The organism is Vibrio sp. sp1 (genome assembly GCF_016920955.1).
In the GTDB taxonomy this organism is placed as follows: Bacteria; Pseudomonadota; Gammaproteobacteria; order Enterobacterales; family Vibrionaceae; genus Vibrio; species Vibrio alginolyticus.
Genome location: NZ_CP060589.1, coordinates 2309949 through 2327331 on the forward strand (window position 1 = coordinate 2309949; position 17383 = coordinate 2327331).

The 17383-nt window shown below is 45.9% G+C and carries 19 protein-coding genes; 15 read left to right on the plus strand and 4 right to left on the minus strand.

The window, feature by feature from the left end; genetic code table 11:
- Nucleotides 1-44: 44 nt before the first annotated feature.
- On the minus strand, nt 45-1178 hold the full coding sequence (locus tag H9L11_RS10895) for a flagellar assembly protein FlgT (RefSeq protein WP_005382012.1): 1134 nt from the start codon (nt 1176-1178) through the stop codon (nt 45-47).
- A 169-nt stretch (nt 1179-1347) separates the two neighbouring features.
- Here H9L11_RS10895 and H9L11_RS10900 point away from each other — a divergent pair, with 169 nt between their 5' ends.
- Both H9L11_RS10900 and flgP read left to right on the plus strand, forming a co-directional pair.
- Entirely contained in the window at nt 1348-1986 is a 639-nt protein-coding gene (locus H9L11_RS10900; RefSeq protein WP_005382013.1) for a FlgO family outer membrane protein, read from the plus strand.
- A 9-nt stretch (nt 1987-1995) separates the two neighbouring features.
- A complete protein-coding gene (gene flgP, locus H9L11_RS10905; protein WP_005382014.1) occupies nt 1996-2427 on the plus strand; it encodes a flagellar assembly lipoprotein FlgP in 432 nt (143 codons plus the stop codon).
- Between the two features lie 103 nt (nt 2428-2530).
- On the opposite strand, the gene flgN is transcribed toward flgP, so the two are convergent.
- The 3 genes from flgN to flgA form a co-directional block, all read right to left on the minus strand.
- Nucleotides 2531-2956, minus strand: a complete 426-nt coding sequence (gene flgN, locus H9L11_RS10910; RefSeq protein WP_005382015.1) for a flagellar export chaperone FlgN — start codon at nt 2954-2956, stop codon at nt 2531-2533.
- 27 nt (nt 2957-2983) lie between these two features.
- Entirely contained in the window at nt 2984-3298 is a 315-nt protein-coding gene (gene flgM, locus H9L11_RS10915) for a flagellar biosynthesis anti-sigma factor FlgM (protein ID WP_017819976.1), read from the minus strand.
- 116 nt (nt 3299-3414) lie between these two features.
- On the minus strand, nt 3415-4161 hold the full coding sequence (flgA, locus tag H9L11_RS10920) for a flagellar basal body P-ring formation chaperone FlgA (protein ID WP_205390750.1): 747 nt from the start codon (nt 4159-4161) through the stop codon (nt 3415-3417).
- Between the two features lie 76 nt (nt 4162-4237).
- Between flgA and H9L11_RS10925 the strand changes: the two genes are divergently transcribed.
- From H9L11_RS10925 to flgL, 13 genes are all read left to right on the plus strand, one after another.
- Nucleotides 4238-5164, plus strand: a complete 927-nt coding sequence (locus H9L11_RS10925) for a chemotaxis protein CheV (RefSeq protein ID WP_005382022.1) — start codon at nt 4238-4240, stop codon at nt 5162-5164.
- Nucleotides 5165-5175: 11 nt separating this feature from the next.
- Nucleotides 5176-6003 carry a protein-glutamate O-methyltransferase gene (locus tag H9L11_RS10930; protein WP_005382024.1) on the plus strand — a complete coding sequence of 276 codons (828 nt, stop codon included), beginning with the start codon at nt 5176-5178 and terminating at the stop codon, nt 6001-6003.
- A gap of 303 nt (nt 6004-6306) precedes the next feature.
- A complete protein-coding gene (flgB, locus tag H9L11_RS10935) occupies nt 6307-6702 on the plus strand; it encodes a flagellar basal body rod protein FlgB (protein WP_005382026.1) in 396 nt (131 codons plus the stop codon).
- Nucleotides 6703-6707: 5 nt separating this feature from the next.
- The gene (gene flgC / locus H9L11_RS10940) at nt 6708-7121 is read left to right on the plus strand and encodes a flagellar basal body rod protein FlgC (protein WP_005393132.1); all 414 of its coding nucleotides are present in this window, start codon (nt 6708-6710) and stop codon (nt 7119-7121) included.
- Nucleotides 7122-7138: 17 nt separating this feature from the next.
- Entirely contained in the window at nt 7139-7849 is a 711-nt protein-coding gene (gene flgD, locus H9L11_RS10945) for a flagellar hook assembly protein FlgD (RefSeq protein WP_005382029.1), read from the plus strand.
- A 30-nt stretch (nt 7850-7879) separates the two neighbouring features.
- A complete protein-coding gene (gene flgE / locus H9L11_RS10950; protein ID WP_005382030.1) occupies nt 7880-9193 on the plus strand; it encodes a flagellar hook protein FlgE in 1314 nt (437 codons plus the stop codon).
- Between the two features lie 330 nt (nt 9194-9523).
- The gene (gene flgF, locus H9L11_RS10955) at nt 9524-10273 is read left to right on the plus strand and encodes a flagellar basal-body rod protein FlgF (protein ID WP_005382031.1); all 750 of its coding nucleotides are present in this window, start codon (nt 9524-9526) and stop codon (nt 10271-10273) included.
- Between the two features lie 18 nt (nt 10274-10291).
- Nucleotides 10292-11080, plus strand: a complete 789-nt coding sequence (flgG, locus tag H9L11_RS10960) for a flagellar basal-body rod protein FlgG (protein WP_005382032.1) — start codon at nt 10292-10294, stop codon at nt 11078-11080.
- Nucleotides 11081-11110: 30 nt separating this feature from the next.
- Nucleotides 11111-11890 carry a flagellar basal body L-ring protein FlgH gene (gene flgH / locus H9L11_RS10965; RefSeq protein ID WP_005382033.1) on the plus strand — a complete coding sequence of 260 codons (780 nt, stop codon included), beginning with the start codon at nt 11111-11113 and terminating at the stop codon, nt 11888-11890.
- 43 nt (nt 11891-11933) lie between these two features.
- Nucleotides 11934-13025 (plus strand): flagellar basal body P-ring protein FlgI, encoded by a 1092-nt coding sequence (locus tag H9L11_RS10970; RefSeq protein WP_005393118.1) that lies wholly within the window; start codon nt 11934-11936, stop codon nt 13023-13025.
- A 16-nt stretch (nt 13026-13041) separates the two neighbouring features.
- Nucleotides 13042-13968: a flagellar assembly peptidoglycan hydrolase FlgJ gene (gene flgJ / locus H9L11_RS10975; RefSeq protein WP_031779079.1), complete on the plus strand. Its 927-nt coding sequence runs from the start codon at nt 13042-13044 to the stop codon at nt 13966-13968.
- Between the two features lie 160 nt (nt 13969-14128).
- Nucleotides 14129-16069 carry a flagellar hook-associated protein FlgK gene (gene flgK, locus H9L11_RS10980; protein ID WP_205390751.1) on the plus strand — a complete coding sequence of 647 codons (1941 nt, stop codon included), beginning with the start codon at nt 14129-14131 and terminating at the stop codon, nt 16067-16069.
- A 13-nt stretch (nt 16070-16082) separates the two neighbouring features.
- Nucleotides 16083-17276: a flagellar hook-associated protein FlgL gene (gene flgL, locus H9L11_RS10985; protein WP_017634832.1), complete on the plus strand. Its 1194-nt coding sequence runs from the start codon at nt 16083-16085 to the stop codon at nt 17274-17276.
- The last annotated feature ends 107 nt before the right edge of the window (nt 17277-17383 follow it).

Sequence of the window (17383 nt, forward strand, 5' to 3'; positions counted from 1 at the left end):
ATGATATTCAAAAGTGAGCATATCTCAAGACTTAATGTTTGCTTTTATAGGATCTTGTTCATTACGTCGCCAATTTGAACGCTAGATGCTAAATTTGGCTGATCAATCGTCAGTTCCGCTTCGTGTTCGTATATGCGTGATACCGTTAATGTAATTTCGCTTTGCGAGACTTTGTTTCTTGGCAATCCATTTTGGTCGATAAACGACGCGGTGTGCCAAAGCTGCAATTTGTCTCCCTCTTTTACGCCGTGCATACGGCCGAGATCCATCGTTACGGTATTACCGAAGACTGCCACAACCTCTGGCAGTGTAATTTTGCAAGATAGCTCCGACTCCAGATCCAACATAATATTGCGACTAACGCGAAGCATCATCTCGCCATAGGTCGATGCCCAAAAACGTGCACTACGAGTGTCCACTTGACTCGTCTTAGCAAATGGCCAACGCGCGACCTCACGGTAGGCTTTGTTGAAGATTTCATGGCCAGTTTTACCATCAAATACTTTCATTTCTAACGCAAACTGACGATTGATGATGTCATCTTGCAATAGTTGAGATTCGACCGTTGCAGTGAGATCGGTAATGACCCCTCCAATGATGTATTGTGCGCCATTGTCTTGCGCGATCATTTGAGTGCGAGCAGGATAGTTGCTGCTTATTGAGTAGTCCGTTGTACCAACAGACACAAAGCTGCGTGAGGTTTGATCAAGTTGACGGTTCACTACGTGGCTAAAATCGTCACCAACTTGATAAATTTGTCCCATCACTGCTTGTTGTGGTGATGCGACCTCAATATTGCCGACCAGCATTGTCTTTTTGTATTGATCGGTGTGGCAACCCGTTGCCGATGGATAAATATCAACGCGGATTTTTACCTCGACTTTACCGCGACGTTTGCGTTCAGACTCGACCAAAATGTAACGGACTTCATGATTGGTAAACTGGTATTCGTTGCGGCTTTCTTCTAACAGCGGCATCAAGTTGCTAATACTGCCAATATCTGCGCCCGAAAAATTGACGGCTTTGAACAGCGCGTCTTCCAACGCATGGAGCCTTGCCGTCTCTTCTGAAGAAACGATGGTGGCAACGCCTGTGACTTCATACCAAGATGCCATTACCTTAAAAGGCACAAGCATCACTAAAGTGATTGAAAACAGACTGTTTAATATTTTTTTCATTGGTTACAACCGTTCGGGTATAAATATTGCTTTAACAAATTCAGTGAAGTTTGGTGGGTTTTTCTTCGTTAGGCAAACAAAGAAAAGCAAAGACTGTTCCAATATTCACTTTCTTGGAAAGGAATTAATAAAGAACGGTATCACCTAAGATTATCTGGAGAATCAAACCATGAAAAAGTGGCTTGTCGCCGCATCGATGATGACGCTTCTGACATCGTGCGCGTACTCACCGATTTACAATGGTAAAGAACCGTACTCGGGAAGCCAGTTCATGCTGATGGATAGTCCGCGTCATACGATGGACTTTTTCATTGAGAGCATGACAGAAGACCTGATGGTTTCTAATGTGGCAGTATCAGCGCGGACACCGATTGCGATTACCTCGTTTGTTGATCTACAAAATATGGATGCAACAAACTGGTTAGGTAACTCGGTCTCTGAAGGTTTTATCCATCAGTTTCAGCGCCGAGGGTTTAAAGTGGTTGATTTCAAAACTACGGGCTCTATTCAAGTGACGCAGCAGGGCGATTTTGCTTTAAGTCGTGATTGGCAAGATTTAGCTCAAGAGCAGCAAATTCAGTATGTACTGACCGGAACAATGCTGCGCCAAGAGGGCGGAGTGCTTGTCAATGCACGCGTGGTTGGCATGCAAAGCCGTGTAGTTGTAGCGACAGCGCAAGGTTTCCTTCCGGCTGACCGTATTGGGCGTGACTTAGATACGTTAAATAGCATCCGCACACAAGATGGTGTGTTGATTCGTTCTGACCCTACTATTCGTCAGCCGTACACTGTGATTCTCCGTCCATAGGATAGAAGCATGAAGAAGTTATTATTTATTGTTGCCACACTGATATTGGTTGGGTGTCAGCCATTACAACAGATGCGTCAAGATGAAATCTTAGTGGCGGTGGGCTACGCCAGCGTCAGTGAGCAAACAGGCCGCACAGTAGAAGAAAAGCGTGTACGAGCAATGCGCGCATCAAAAATTGATGCTTATCGTGAGCTAGCAGAGCAAGTTTATGGCATGCGTGTTAGTGGACGTGCAGAGCTGCAAGACCAGCGTTTGGGTATTGAAAGCACCACTGGTGCCGTCGATGGTGTAATTCGTGGTGCAGAAGTTGTGCGTAGTTATCTTGTTGAAGACAGTTATGTGACTGAGCTGCGTCTGGATATCCGTAAGATGGATAAGCTACGTGATTATGGAGAAGTTCAGCAAGTGCCTGAGAAGCGTCAGCAAACTTTGTTTTAAACCATTTCACTAGACAGATAATCTTTTTGAGCGGCTGATTGGTAACAATGAGTCGCTTTTTTTATATCTACGTGAGCGCGGGAATTGAGGGTAGGAGTGACGTTTAAGCTTTTATATTGGTGCCAAGCGTCGAGATGGTGTGGGTTTTTCCGCCCGCATTGTAGGTCATGCCAACTTTGCCATGAGTTCGCTGAAGCATGTTGTTGAGTTTATTGAAGCTCAGCTGTGCGCGACTAAGCGATTCGCCATTTACTTGGTTAACTTGTTGACAGTCGAGGACGATCGATTGGATTTGAGCAACAACCTGACTTAGGTGCTCATCTTCAGTAAGTTGATTGACGTGCGGGTGAGAGGCGATTCGCTGATCAGTTGTTCTGAGCTGATCAATGAGCGTCATCTTCTGTTTGGCAATGTTCTCAATCTCGGTAGAGACACGCGCCGTTATTGCTTGTGTTTCTTGGCGTAAAACAGCGGAAAGTGCCTTAGCATTTTCTAGCTGGAAATTAACGAGATCGACTAATGCTGCCATAAAATACTTACCTTCGGCCTAAGCCAGTTAGCTTTTGCCTTGCAATTCGTTTTCAAACTTAATCATGTTGTCAGCCAATTTTTCAGGATCGACTTTGTATGAACCGTTTGTGATAGCTTCTTTGATTGCTGCAACTTTGGCGCTGTCATATGCCGGAGAAGCTGCCATATCCTTCTGGAGTTTACTGACGGCTTTACTTTGCTGGCTGAGTGATACTGCGTCTTGTTGCGCTGGCGCCTTTTTTGATTCTGTCGTGCTGGTAGCATTGGAATCGTTACGTGTAGGAGCACGACTTGTTGTCGTCATCATTTGCCCTGAACGTATATTATCTATACCTGCCATGTTTAACCTTTGCCTTGTATCGTAATACTGGTATCCAGACTATCGACCAGCGCAAAAATAACTTTAGTCATTTTTTGCATTTTTATTGATCAGTTTAAACACGCTACCAGTGGGTATTAAAAATTAACAGTGATTTCCGCAATGTCAGTCACTATGCCTTCTATTATACGTTGTGACTTATCATTTTTCACTCTTACTTGATCGCCAGCTGAACCATCCTGCAATGCTGTGCCTTGCGTTGTGATCGTCATGCCAGAATTCACCGCTTTGATAATGACCTTTTCATTTCGGCATACCACACAAACATCATTTCTCTCTACGACATCGCCTAAGCGAACATTACGCTTTAGCTTTGCCCCAACCACTTGATCGTAGCTAGAAAATCCATCTTTACGAAAGCGCTGTAGCTCGATCATGGAAGTGGTAACATCCGATGCGCTGACGGTTTCTCCTCTCCCTAGTGTTCGTGTCGCGACGATCATTGGTACTGATACCGAGATCCTCACAGGGACATAGACTTTCCAGTCATCCGGTTGGCATTCCACTAACACATTGATGTTACTTCTCGTGCTGCTGGTGGAAGAGGCAGATGTATCTAACGGAACAGGGCAATCCGTTGCTTTTATTCTCGAGTCGATCTCTGCCGCATTAACAGATAGCTCGCCACCATCAGGCTGATCAACCGTAGCAAGAATATGTTGTTCTGCTGCTGTTTTTATTTGCTCGATCTGATTATCTGAAGCTGAATGAACAAAAAAGCTAAACATACTGAGCAAAATGCCGATAGACTTAGCGTACTTTGTAATTAGCGCTCTACATATTGTCATAGTCAATGGTGTCGAAGTGAAAGTGAAATACGCCATACTGTCTCCCTGGTATCGTGCTTGCCAGTGGTAGAGTATCATTTAAAAACAAAAAGTTTGAGATGGAGATGAGCATATGACGGGGATTCTTGACTCGGTGAATCAGCGTACGCAACTCGTCGGTCAGAACCGATTGGAATTATTGACCTTTCGACTGATGGGCCGACAGCGCTACGGCATTAACGTATTCAAAGTGAAAGAAGTACTACAGTGCCCTAAGCTGACTTCAATGCCAAATCTACACCCTCTGGTTAAAGGTATCGCTCATATCCGCGGCCATACCGTGTCCGTTATTGATTTGAGCCTGGCAATTGGTGGCCGCCCAACCACTGATTTAGATAAATGTTTTGTTGTTATTGCAGAATTTAACCGTACGATCCAAGCATTTTTGGTATCATCGGTTGAGCGTATTATCAATATGCATTGGGAAGCGATTTTGCCACCGCCAGACGGCGCAGGTAAAGCGCACTATTTGACTGCCGTGACAAACATTGACAATGAGCTGGTTGAAATCCTTGACGTTGAAAAAATCCTGGCAGAAATTGCGCCAGTTGATGAAACGATGGATTCCGCTATTGGCGAAGAAATCGCACAAGCAGAGCAAGAAAAGCCTATTGTACGCCGCATACTGATTGCTGATGACTCGACGGTCGCGCGTAAACAGGTAGAGCGTGCGATTACATCCATCGGTTTTGAGGTCGTATCTGTCAAAGACGGCAAAGAAGCGTACAATAAGTTGATTGAAATGGCTCAAGAAGGCAATATCTACGATCAAATTTCGTTGGTTATTTCCGATATTGAAATGCCAGAAATGGACGGCTATACCTTAACGGCTGAAATTCGCAGACATGCCGATTTGAAAGACCTTTATGTTATCCTCCATTCTTCATTAAGTGGTGTATTCAACCAAGCTATGGTTGAGCGTGTAGGTGCCAACACCTTCATTGCGAAATTTAACCCAGATGAGTTGGGTAACGCGGTTAAATCTGCATTAACACAATAAAAGAGACATTAATGACTGCTATTACAATCAGTGATCAAGAGTATCGTGACTTTAGCCGTTTTCTAGAATCGCAATGTGGCATCGTGTTAGGTGATAGCAAGCAATACCTCGTGCGTAGCCGACTGAGTCCTTTAGTGACGAAGTTTAAGCTCGCATCGTTATCAGATTTGCTACGTGATGTTGTTACAGGGCGTAATCGAGAATTACGAGTCGCCGCTGTGGATGCGATGACGACTAACGAAACCTTGTGGTTTCGAGATACTTATCCGTTCACGGTTTTAGCTGACAAATTATTGCCAGAAGTAGCGGCAAGTAAGCGCCCAATTAAGATCTGGTCTGCTGCCAGTTCATCGGGCCAAGAACCGTATTCTATTGCAATGACGATCCTGGAAACGCAACAGCGCAAGCCGGGCTTGTTACCAAACGTGTCCATTACAGCCACAGATATTTCGGCAAGTATGCTCGAGATGTGTCGTGCAGGGGTGTACGACAACTTGGCTTTGGGTCGCGGGCTTTCACCAGAACGTCGTCGCACCTTCTTTGAAAATGCGGACGGTGGTCGCATGAAAGTCAAAGATAACGTCAAGCGTTTGGTGAACTTTCGTCCACAAAACCTGATGGACAGTTACGCACTGATGGGTAAGTTCGACATCATTTTCTGTCGTAACGTATTGATTTACTTTTCTCCAGAAATGAAATCTAAAGTGCTTAACCAAATGGCGAGCAGTTTAAACCCTGGTGGTTACTTGCTGTTAGGGGCATCAGAGTCGCTAACTGGTCTGACTGATAAATTTGAAATGGTGCGCTGTAATCCGGGCATCATTTACAAGCTTAAATAGCGGTATCTCTTCATTGATAGAAAAGCCTGACTTCGTGTCAGGCTTTTTTGTTTGTTACCTTTCTGCGCCGAGCGCTTCATGTATCACTCAATTAGTTGAAGCGCGTTTTTGCCTTGTGCCCTCAACACGGTGTATCTTTATTAAGTGAGCAAAGTGATACGACATGACATTCCAGTTACTTTGGCTCACTTATTGCTATTTCAATTCACGGTAACCACTAGGTTGGTGTAATGCTTTAGGTTTTGGCATGCTAATTGCTTTTTGGTTATCAATCACGGTCAGTTCTTAATTGTAGAGGCAAACATGGCTATATCTTTTGACAATGCACTAGGCATCCACCAGCACACGGTGGGCGTACGTGAGCGCAATGCAGAGGTGATTTCCACCAACATCGCACAAGCAAACACGCCTGGTTACAAAGCAAGAGGTTTAGACTTTGCGAAGGAATTGCAAGCGGCAACATCTGGGGCAAGCATTGGTCTTAGTCGCACAGATGGTCGGCATATTCCTGCCACTACAACGTTGGTTGGGGACAAGTTATATCGTCTTCCTACGCAACCAGATACGGGAGATGGCAACACGGTAGACTTGGATTTAGAGCGTAACTTGTTTATGCAAAACCAAATCAGACACCAAGCATCACTCGACTTTCTAGGCAGCAAATTCAAGAACTTAACCAAAGCAATCAAAGGGGAATAATTTAGATGAGCTTATTTAACGTTTTCAATGTGACAGGTTCCGCAATGAGCGCTGAATCCGTTCGTCTGAATACTACCTCAAGCAACTTGGCGAACGCCGACAGTGTCAGCAGCTCTGCGAAAGACACTTACAAAGCGCGTCATGCCGTGTTTGGTGCAGAGTTAAGTAACGCCATGCGTGGCGGTGATACGGTGCCAGTGAAAGTGATGGGTATTGTAGAAAGTGATAAACCGCTGAGTGCGGAGTACAACCCAGACCATCCCCTTGCAAACGAAGAAGGCTACATTTACAAGCCTAACGTCAATGTAATGGAAGAAATGGCAAACATGATTTCAGCTTCTCGTGCATACCAAACTAATGTACAGGTCGCTGATTCTAGTAAACAAATGCTGCTGCGTACGCTGCAGATGGGTCAATAAGGATAAGGGGGTAGCGTATGGCCGGAATTAACAACGTTGGTCAAAGCGGCTTGTCCTATATCGACCAGCTTAAAAGTCTACAAGAGAGTAACAAGAAAGCGGAAGAGAGCACGGGTAAGCAGGACCTAAAACAGGAAGACTTCTTATCATTGCTCACGAAGCAACTGTCTCAGCAAGACCCTTTTAAGCCGGTAAGTAATGACCAGATGATTGCGCAAATGGCTTCATTTGCGACCGTTGATGGCATTGGCAAGATGAACACTCAGTTTGAGAGTTTGAATTCGTCAATGACATCAAATCAAGCGTTACAAGCTTCCTCTTTGGTAGGGCGTGACGTATTGGTCCCAGGAGCAGCAGGGGTGAAGCAGGACGACGCACCAATGGCGGCAATGGTTAAGCTTTCACAATCTATCGATAATCTGTTTGTTCGTGTAGAGGATGAAGCTGGCCAACTGGTTCGTACCTTTGAGGTAGGGGCGAAACCAGCCGGCGACACGCGTGTGCTTTGGGACGGTAAAGATGAAAGCGGAAATCCACTGCCAGCTGGCAAATACAAAGTGAAAGCGTCTGGCTTAGTTGAGGGGGAGTCGCAAGAGTTCCCAGTATCGACGTATGCCAACGTAAACAGCGTATTGCTTGGCAAAGGTGACGGAAACGTATTACTCAATCTGGCTGGTTTTGAATCGCCAGTTCGACTTGCAGAAGTATTGGAAGTCGGCAAAGCGTAGTCATAGCTCGCTAGATTAGGAGATTTTGGAATGTCATATGTATCTTTAAGCGGTTTGTCCGCCGCCCAACTGGATTTGAACACCACCAGTAACAACATTGCGAACGCCAACACTTACGGCTTTAAAGAGTCCCGTGCTGAGTTTGCTGATGTCTACTCTAACTCTTTATTTACTAACGCAAAAACCACACCGGGTGGTGGTGCACAAGCAAGCCAAGTGGCACAGCAGTTCCATGAAGGCTCTAGCATTTACACCAACAACCCAATGGATTTGCGTGTTTCGGGGACAGGTTTTTTCGCTGTAGCGAAAGAGCGTCTAACTCCACAACAGAATGAACTGACACGTAATGGTGCATTTCACTTAAATAAAGAAAACTACATGGTGACCGCGAACGACGAGTTCTTATTAGGTTACCAAGTGGACCCAAGCTCTGGTGAGGTTTCTTCATACGAGCCACAACCCATCAATATTCCTGCTGAATTTGGTAAGCCAAAACAAACAGCAAACATTGAAGTGGGTGTGAACTTGCCAGCGAACGGCGATTTGAAAGATCCAACGCAGTTTGATTTTTCAGACCCAGATACATACAACCGTTCAACCTCTTCGACAATTTATGACTCGATGGGTCAGTCTTACAAGCTAACGACGTATTACTTGAAAGATCAGACTCAGCCAAATACATGGAACACTTACTACACCGTGACAGATAAAGAAGGTGAAAAGCCTTTAAATGTTGCGGCTGGTGATGCGCAAACGCCAACAGGTCATGTGGGGCATACCATGAAGTTCAACAACGATGGTACGTTGGCGAGCTTGAACAATGGTCAGCCAATCACTTCTGTGGCTCTGGGCGATCCGGCGACGAACACGACACCAGTCGATATGAATGGTGCCGATCCTGCGCAGACGCTTAACTTCGGCTTAGGCTCAGCAACACAGTTTGCGGCTCCGTTCGAACTGACTAAGTTTGACGAAGACGGTGCAACGACGGGCTTCCTAACCAAAGTTGACTTCGATGAAAACGGCAGCGTATTGGGAACTTACTCAAACGGTGAAAACGTTACATTGGGTCGTGTTGCTCTCGTACGTGTTCCAAACGAGCAAGGTCTGGATAAGAAAGGCGGCACTCAATGGGATTCAACGCAGTTCTCTGGTGACAAGATCTGGGGTGAATCAAATAAAGGCTCTTTCGGCACCATCAATAACGGTATGCTGGAACAGTCAAACATTGATATGACGCAGGAGTTGGTGGACCTGATCTCTGCTCAGCGTAACTTCCAAGCAAACTCACGTTCGCTCGAAGTACACAACCAACTACAACAGAATATCTTACAGATCCGCTAGAGCACTAGCTGGGTCATTCGATACTCTGCTTGAGTAAGCAATGGCGTGTGATTGCTTCTTAGTAATTACCGCTTTGTTCATTTTCATCATGACATTCATCTGATGCTTAGCCTTAATACACCTCACTCAGGCTAAGCATGCTTTGATCTACGATTTGCCGCTGTTGCCGCCGTATGGATCAAAACCTTGCCTCTCGTTACAGTTTTCTGCCCCTATTGACCTCTTTTAATTGTTGATTGTTAATTCAAAGTATTGATTGATAAGCCTATTTTTGTTTTGGCATAACTATTGCTTTTACTCCGTGTACAGAGAGATTTTTTGGAGTAATTTATGGATCGCGCACTGTTTCTCGCAATGAGTGGCGCCAAGCAAAATATGCAGGCACTACAATTGCGCGCTAATAACTTGGCTAACGTAAGCACGACCGGATTTCGGGCTGATTTAGCACAGGCTCGCTCAATGCAGGCTTATGGTGAAGGCCATCCTTCACGTGTGTTCAGCATGACAGAGCGTCCAGGGCATAACTTTGCTCAAGGTAGCGTGATTACAACAGGGCGTGATCTGGATGTGACGATTGAAGGCAGCGGTTGGATATCGGTACTCGATCACACAGGGAAAGAAGGGTTGACCCGTAACGGCAACCTAAAAGTCGATCAAAATGGCATGCTTACGAACGCAAGTGGTCATTTGGTGCTGGGTGAAAACGACGCGCCAATTACTTTGCCTATTCCTCTCTCCAAAATTGAAATCGGTCGGGATGGCACCATCTCTGTGCTTCCTCAAGGTGCCCCGGCAGAAGAATTCCAAGCGGTCGATCGCATTAAGCTTGTTAAGCCTAATGATCAAAGCTTGTTTAAAGACACCAATGGCTTATTTCGCCATAAAACTCCAAACCAACCTTACGAAGCAGACGCGACTGTTAGTCTCCAGACGGGAGCGATAGAAGGCAGTAACGTGAATGCCGTAGGTGAAATGACCGCATTGATTGACTTACAACGTCAGTTTGAAATGCAAGTCAAGATGATGAGCACAGCTGAAGAAATGGATAAATCTTCAGATTCACTGCTTCGTATGAGTTAACAGAGTTAGAGGTTCACTATGCATCCAGCACTATGGGTAAGTAAAACAGGTCTAGACGCCCAACAAACCAACATTGCCACGATTTCGAACAACTTGGCGAACGCCTCTACTGTCGGCTACAAAAAGAGCCGTGCAGTATTCGAAGATTTGTTCTATCAGAACATCAACCAGCCTGGCGGCCAGTCATCTCAGAACACGGAACTGCCAAGTGGCTTGATGCTAGGTGCGGGTTCTAAAGTGGTTGCGACGCAAAAAGTGCACACGCACGGTAATGCACAGACAACGACCAACGCACTGGACATGATGGTGGAAGGCGACGGTTTTTTCCAAGTGACATTGCCGGACGGCAACATCGGTTATACCCGTAACGGTCAGTTCACGCTCAATGGTGAAGGCACGTTAGTCACGTCGGGTTCTGGCTACCCTGTAGAGCCTGAAATTGTGATTCCAGAAGATGCGATTTCTATTACTGTCGGTACGGATGGTGAAGTGTCGGTTCGCGTCCGAGGTCAGCAAGACAACCAAGTCGTTGGTCAGCTAACCATTACAGACTTTGTTAACCCGGGTGGCCTAGAGCCAATTGGTCAGAACCTTTACTTACCAACGGGTGCCAGTGGCGATCCACAAGAGGGTGTTCCTGGTTTGGACGGTTTGGGTGAAATTCGTCAATCCATGCTGGAAGCGTCCAACGTGAATGTAACGGAAGAGTTGGTCAACATGATCGAAGCCCAGCGCGTTTACGAAATGAACTCAAAAGTGATCTCGTCAGTCGATAAGATGATGAGCTTCGTTAACCAGCAATTGTAACGATTAAGAGCAAGATTTGAGGAGCTCACGATGAAACGTATTTGCCTACTCGCTTTGATTGCTACGATGTCGGGCTGTGCCATGTTGGAACCGATTGAAACGGATGAAGTGACACAAGCAACCACTGTGGTCGACGCAGTAGAAGGCGATAAATCGAAAGAAGAGAGCAGCGGTATTGTAGATACTTTACGTGGTAGAAGTGATCCGGTGGCTGGCGACCCTGCTTGGGCTCCAATTCATCCGAAAAACAAACCTGAGCATTACGCTGCTGCAACAGGTTCGTTGTTTAGCGCCGAGCATATTACCGATCTCTACGACGATTCTAAACCACGTGGTATTGGCGATATTATTACCGTAACACTGGATGAGACAACCAGTGCGACGAAAAGCGCAAATGCCGATTTATCGAAAACCAATGAAGCGCAAATGGACCCGCTTCAAGTGGGCGGAGAAGAGCTGCAAATTGGCGGAAAATATAATTTCTCTTATGACTTAAACAACTCCAACTCATTTGCAGGTGACTCTTCTGCAAAGCAGAGCAACAGCATCAGTGGTTACATCACTGTTGAGGTGATTGAAGTACTGGCAAACGGCAACCTCGTGATCCGCGGTGAGAAGTGGATGACGCTAAATACAGGTGATGAGTACATACGTTTAAGTGGCACTATTCGTCCGGATGATATTAATTTCGACAACACCATTGCATCAAATCGAGTTTCTAACGCAAGAATTCAGTACTCTGGCACTGGTTTGCAACAAGATATGCAAGAGCCAGGCTTCTTGGCACGATTCTTTAATGTAGCGCTATAACACGCCCTGCTGACGGCAATTTGACTGCAAGAGATAAGTAAGCATGAAAAAACTCCTTTTAGTACTGATGAGCGTTGCTCTGTTTTCTACCGTAGCCCAAGCCGCACGTATCAAAGACGTCGCGCAAGTGGCAGGTGTACGAAGCAACCAACTCGTGGGTTATGGTTTGGTTTCAGGCTTACCTGGTACGGGTGAAGCGAACCCGTTTACAGAGCAAAGTTTCGCCGCCATGCTGCAAAACTTCGGCATTCAGATGCCGCCGGGCACAAAGCCAAAAATTAAAAACGTTGCCGCAGTCATGGTTACGGCAGAATTGCCGCCTTTCTCTAAACCGGGTCAGCAAGTGGACGTGACTGTCTCTTCCATCGGAAGTGCTAAAAGTTTGCGTGGTGGTACGCTACTACAAACGTTCCTCAAAGGTCTCGACGGTCAAGTTTACGCGGTTGCTCAAGGTAACTTAGTAGTGAGCGGCTTCAGTGCTGAAGGCGCTGACGGTTCTAAAATCGTAGGTAACAATCCAACCGTTGGTCTTATCTCTAGTGGTGCGACAGTAGAGCGAGAAATTCCAAACCCATTTGGTCGTGGTGATTACATCACGTTCAACTTGCTTGAGTCAGACTTCACAACGGCTCAACGTATGGCGGATGCTGTAAACAACTTCCTTGGCCCACAAATGGCGAGCGCTGTTGACGCGACATCAGTGCGCGTGCGTGCTCCTCGTGACGTCAGCCAGCGTGTTGCGTTCTTATCGGCAATCGAAAACCTAGAGTTCGACCCAGCAGATGGTGCAGCCAAAATCATCGTTAACTCACGAACGGGCACCATCGTAGTTGGTAAGCATGTACGTCTTAAACCTGCAGCAGTAACGCATGGCGGCATGACGGTTGCGATCAAAGAAAACCTGAATGTTAGCCAACCTAACGGCTTTTCTGGTGGGCAAACCGTTGTCGTACCAGACTCGGATATCGAAGTCAGCGAAGAACAAGGCAAAATGTTTAAGTTCGAACCAGGCTTAACGTTGGATGATTTGGTCCGTGCCGTGAACCAAGTCGGAGCTGCGCCTTCGGACTTGATGGCAATTCTACAAGCATTGAAACAAGCTGGTGCCATTGAAGGCCAGTTGATCATCATTTAATGGTTAGGAGGTAGGTATAATGAACAATCCTAACGACATTGGTTTTATCCATGACATCAGTTCTCTGGATACTCTGCGTCAAAAAGCAGTGAAAGAGGGAAAAGATGGCGAGCAAGAAGCATTGCATGCGGCTGCTCGTCAGTTCGAATCGATCTTCACCTCGATGATGTTGAAATCCATGCGTGAAGCCAATGAGGGCTTTGAGTCCAACATGATGAACAGCCAAAACGAGAAGTTCTACCGACAAATGTTGGATGAACAGATGGCGAGTGAATTGAGTTCGTCTGGTTCAATGGGACTGGCCGATATGATTGTTAAGCAATTAACGGCTGGGCAAGGGAACGACAAAAAAGAAACGGCTATGCGTGATGCGGCAAACAATGCTGCGGAATATCGTCGTGTTGACCCGAAAAAAGCGCGCGAGATTGAACAGCGCTTGATTGAATCTGGTCAGCTATCTCGACCAAGCAATGAACCCACTCGATTCGATTCACCAGAATCCTTTGTTAACTCGATGAAGCCATACGCGGAGAAAGCTGCGAAAGCCTTAGGTGTCGAGCCATCTCTGCTACTTGCGCAAGCCGCTTTGGAAACGGGGTGGGGACAAAAGGTCGTGAAGAACGCGCGTGGCAGCAGCAACAACTTATTTAATATCAAAGCAGATCGAAGCTGGCAGGGTGACAAAGTGACGACTCAAACTTTAGAGTTCCACGATAACACGCCAGTGAAAGAGACGGCAGCGTTTCGCTCCTACTCAAGTTACGAAGACAGCTTTAATGACTTTGTACGATTTTTGAATGACAACCCACGTTACGAGACAGCATTACAGCAACGCGGGAATTCAGAGTCGTTTATTCGCGGTATCCACAGTGCGGGTTACGCGACCGATCCGAATTACGCAGATAAAGTCCTGCAGGTGAAGGATAAAATCGAAAGTATGTAATGTTTCTGCGACAATTTATGACGTTCTCGAAGGCTTGCCATAGTGCAAGCCTTCACTTTATCTGAACATCTACGCCTTTCTATCACTTGGCACATCTTTTGCTTTTAATGTGTCTAGGTGATCGGTTTTGCCGATTTATATTTCGTTTTCGGGGGCATGTATGGCGTCAGATCTTCTGAATGTAGGTACTCAAAGTGTGCTTACTGCTCAGAGACAATTAAACACCACTGGTCATAACATTTCTAATGTTAATACAGAGGGTTATAGCCGTCAGTCTGTTATCCAAGGCACGAATGATCCGCGCATGTTTGGTGGTTCTACCTACGGCATGGGTGTGCATGTGGAAAATGTTCGCCGCTCGTGGGATCAGTTTGCCGTGAATGAACTGAACCTGTCGTCGACCAACAATGCCAACAAAACGGATACCCAAGATAATCTTGATATGCTTTCTAGCATGTTGAGCTCTGTGGCATCGAAGAAAATTCCCGAGAACCTGAATGAGTGGTTCGATGCGGTAAAAACCATGGCAGATACCCCGAACGATTTAGGGGCACGAAAAGTGGTATTGGAAAAGGCAAAAATCTTCTCTGATACATTAAATGATTTCCACGAAACCGTGCGACTGCAATCTGATGTCACCAATAAAAAATTGGATATGGGCATTGAGCGCGTTAATCAACTTGCTTTGGAAATTCGCGATATTCATCGACTGATGATGCGTACTCCCGGTCCACATAATGACCTGATGGATCAGCATGAAAAGCTGGTTACTGAGCTGTCAGAATACACCAAAGTTACCGTAACCCCACGCAAAAATGCGGAAGGGTTTAATGTTCATATCGGCAATGGACACACTCTTGTTTCTGGCACGGAAGCAAGCCAGCTCAAAATGATCGATGGCTATCCGGATGTTCATCAAAGACGATTAGCAATGGTGGAAGGGAATGGCATTAAAGCGATCAAGTCTGATGATATGGATGGCAAAATCGGCGCTTTACTTGAAATGCGCGACAAACACATCCCACAACTGCAAGATGAAATGGGCCGTTTAGCGACGGGTTTCTCCTACAAAATTAATCAGCTGCAATCTCAAGGTCTGGATCTCAACGGTAAGATAGGTAAAGACGTATTTACCGACGTAAACTCTGAGCTGGTGGCAAAATCTCGAGTTTTTTCTGCGCCTGACTCACAAGCTGATGTTGCGGTTTACATCGAGGACATTTCCGCGATCAAAGGTGGTGAATATTCGCTGCGTTTTGATGGCGACCAATATAGCGTGACAACACCGAAAGGTGAGCAAATGTCGTTGAACATCGACCGTTCGGATTCGTCGTTTGTTCTGGATGGTATGAAAGTGCAAATTGGTGAAGGCCTTGCCGCCGGTGAGCGCGTATTGCTACGCCCAACGAGAAGTGGTGCAGCCATCATAAAGATGGAAACCAATGACGCAAAAGCTATTGCCGCACAAAGTTATGAAGCCTCAACCACTTTTGCCCAAGGTAACGCCAAGTTCAAAATTCGTGAGGCGGGGGATGTTAAAGAGTTTGAGGTTACCGTACAACCAGCCGACGAGAAGCATGATAAGCCGTGGTTAAAGATCACGGATAAAAAGGGTAATTTACTATCGGACAAATACTCATACCCGTTAGATAAAGATAACTCGATGATTGAAATCTCAGTGCCGAAAAGCCATCCGCTGTATAAAAACGGCGATGCAACCGTGTTTGAGTTGAGCGAAGGCGCGCTGATGAATGATAAATTCACCGCAAACTTGGTGCCTTCTGAAGGTGGTAACGGCAACTTGAGAAAAATGCAGAAGATCCAAACAGACAAGATGATGGATGGAAAATCCAGTACCTTGATCGATGTTTATCATAACCTCAATACCGAAGTTGGACTGAAGTCTTCTACAGCAAACCGTTTAGCCTCCGTCGCTCGTTTAGAGCATGAAGCGGCGCAAGAGCGCGTTGCTTCTATTTCTGGTGTTAACCTCGATGAAGAAGCGGCCAACATGATGAAGTTTCAACAAGCGTATATGGCTTCATCACGTGTGATGCAAGCGGCGAATGATACCTTCAATACCATTTTACAACTGAGGTAAGGAGAAGAGATAAGTGCTAACCCGAATTTCTAGTTTCCATAACTATCAGTCCGTACAAAATGATCTGCGTCGTCAAGAGAATAAGGTTCACCACAACCAAGAGCAGCTTGCTTCAGGGAAAAAGTTACTGAAACCTAGTGACGACCCCCTCGCTGCGCATTACATCCAAAACATTAGTCAGCAACAAGAACAGCTACAACAATATCTTAGCTCGATAGTGTTGGTGCGTAATCGTCTAGAAAACCACGAAGTTAATATCGCCAATGCGGAGAATTTTGCCGACGAGTCGAAGCGCTTAACGATGGAGATGATTAACGGTGCGTTTTCTGCGGAAGACCGACAAGCAAAGAAGCGTGAGCTAGAAGAGATTGCGAACAACTTCCTTAACTTGGTGAACTCGCAAGATGAATCTGGTAACTACGTGTTTGCTGGCACTAAGCCAAAAAGCCAACCATTTTATCGCGATAAAGACGGTAGCGTGCAATACGCTGGGGACGATTATCAGCGCAAAATGAAAGTCTCCAGCATGCTTGAGATGCCAATGAACGATCCTGGCAGCAAGCTGTTTATGGAGATACCAAACCCATTTGGCGACTATCAGCCGAATTACGATCTACAAAACGGCTCTGAGCTGTTGCTAAACAAAGCCACTAACGTTGATACGAAGGATGATGCGGCGTATCGCGTGACATTTGTCGATATGAATAACGGCAAATTTGGTTACCAATTAGAGCGTAACGGCAAAGTAGTGGATGCCGATGAGTTTTCTCCAGAGAAAGGGATTGAATACAAAGGCCTGAAAGTGCACGTAAAAGGCCAAATTACGCCTGGTGACAGCATTGAGATCGAAAAGCGGGCAGAGTTCAGCATTTTCGATACCTTCAAGGATGCAATGGCATGGTCAGACAAATCGGTTTCGGATACGTCGGCGACTGCTAAATTGCACCAAATGACAGAAGAATTCCACGCTGCTTTTATCCACTTGAATAAAGCGCGTACAGATGCCGGTGCTCGATTGAGTACGCTGGATATCCAAGAGCAAAATCATGAAGACTTTAATTTGTCTCTGGCAAAAGCGAAGAGCAACTTTGAGGACTTGGATTACTCTAAAGCCGTGATCGAGTTCAGTGAAAACTCGCGAGCGTTACAGGCATCGCAACAAGCATTCGGTAAGACCAAAGATCTAACGTTGTTTAACTACATCTAGTATGACACTCATACACATTGTCTGATTTTGATGCCTTATGTGCAAAGCCTTAAGCGCGATAAGTCGGCGTAACCTGAGAGTCTGAGATGTCATGCGGCACGATTTTA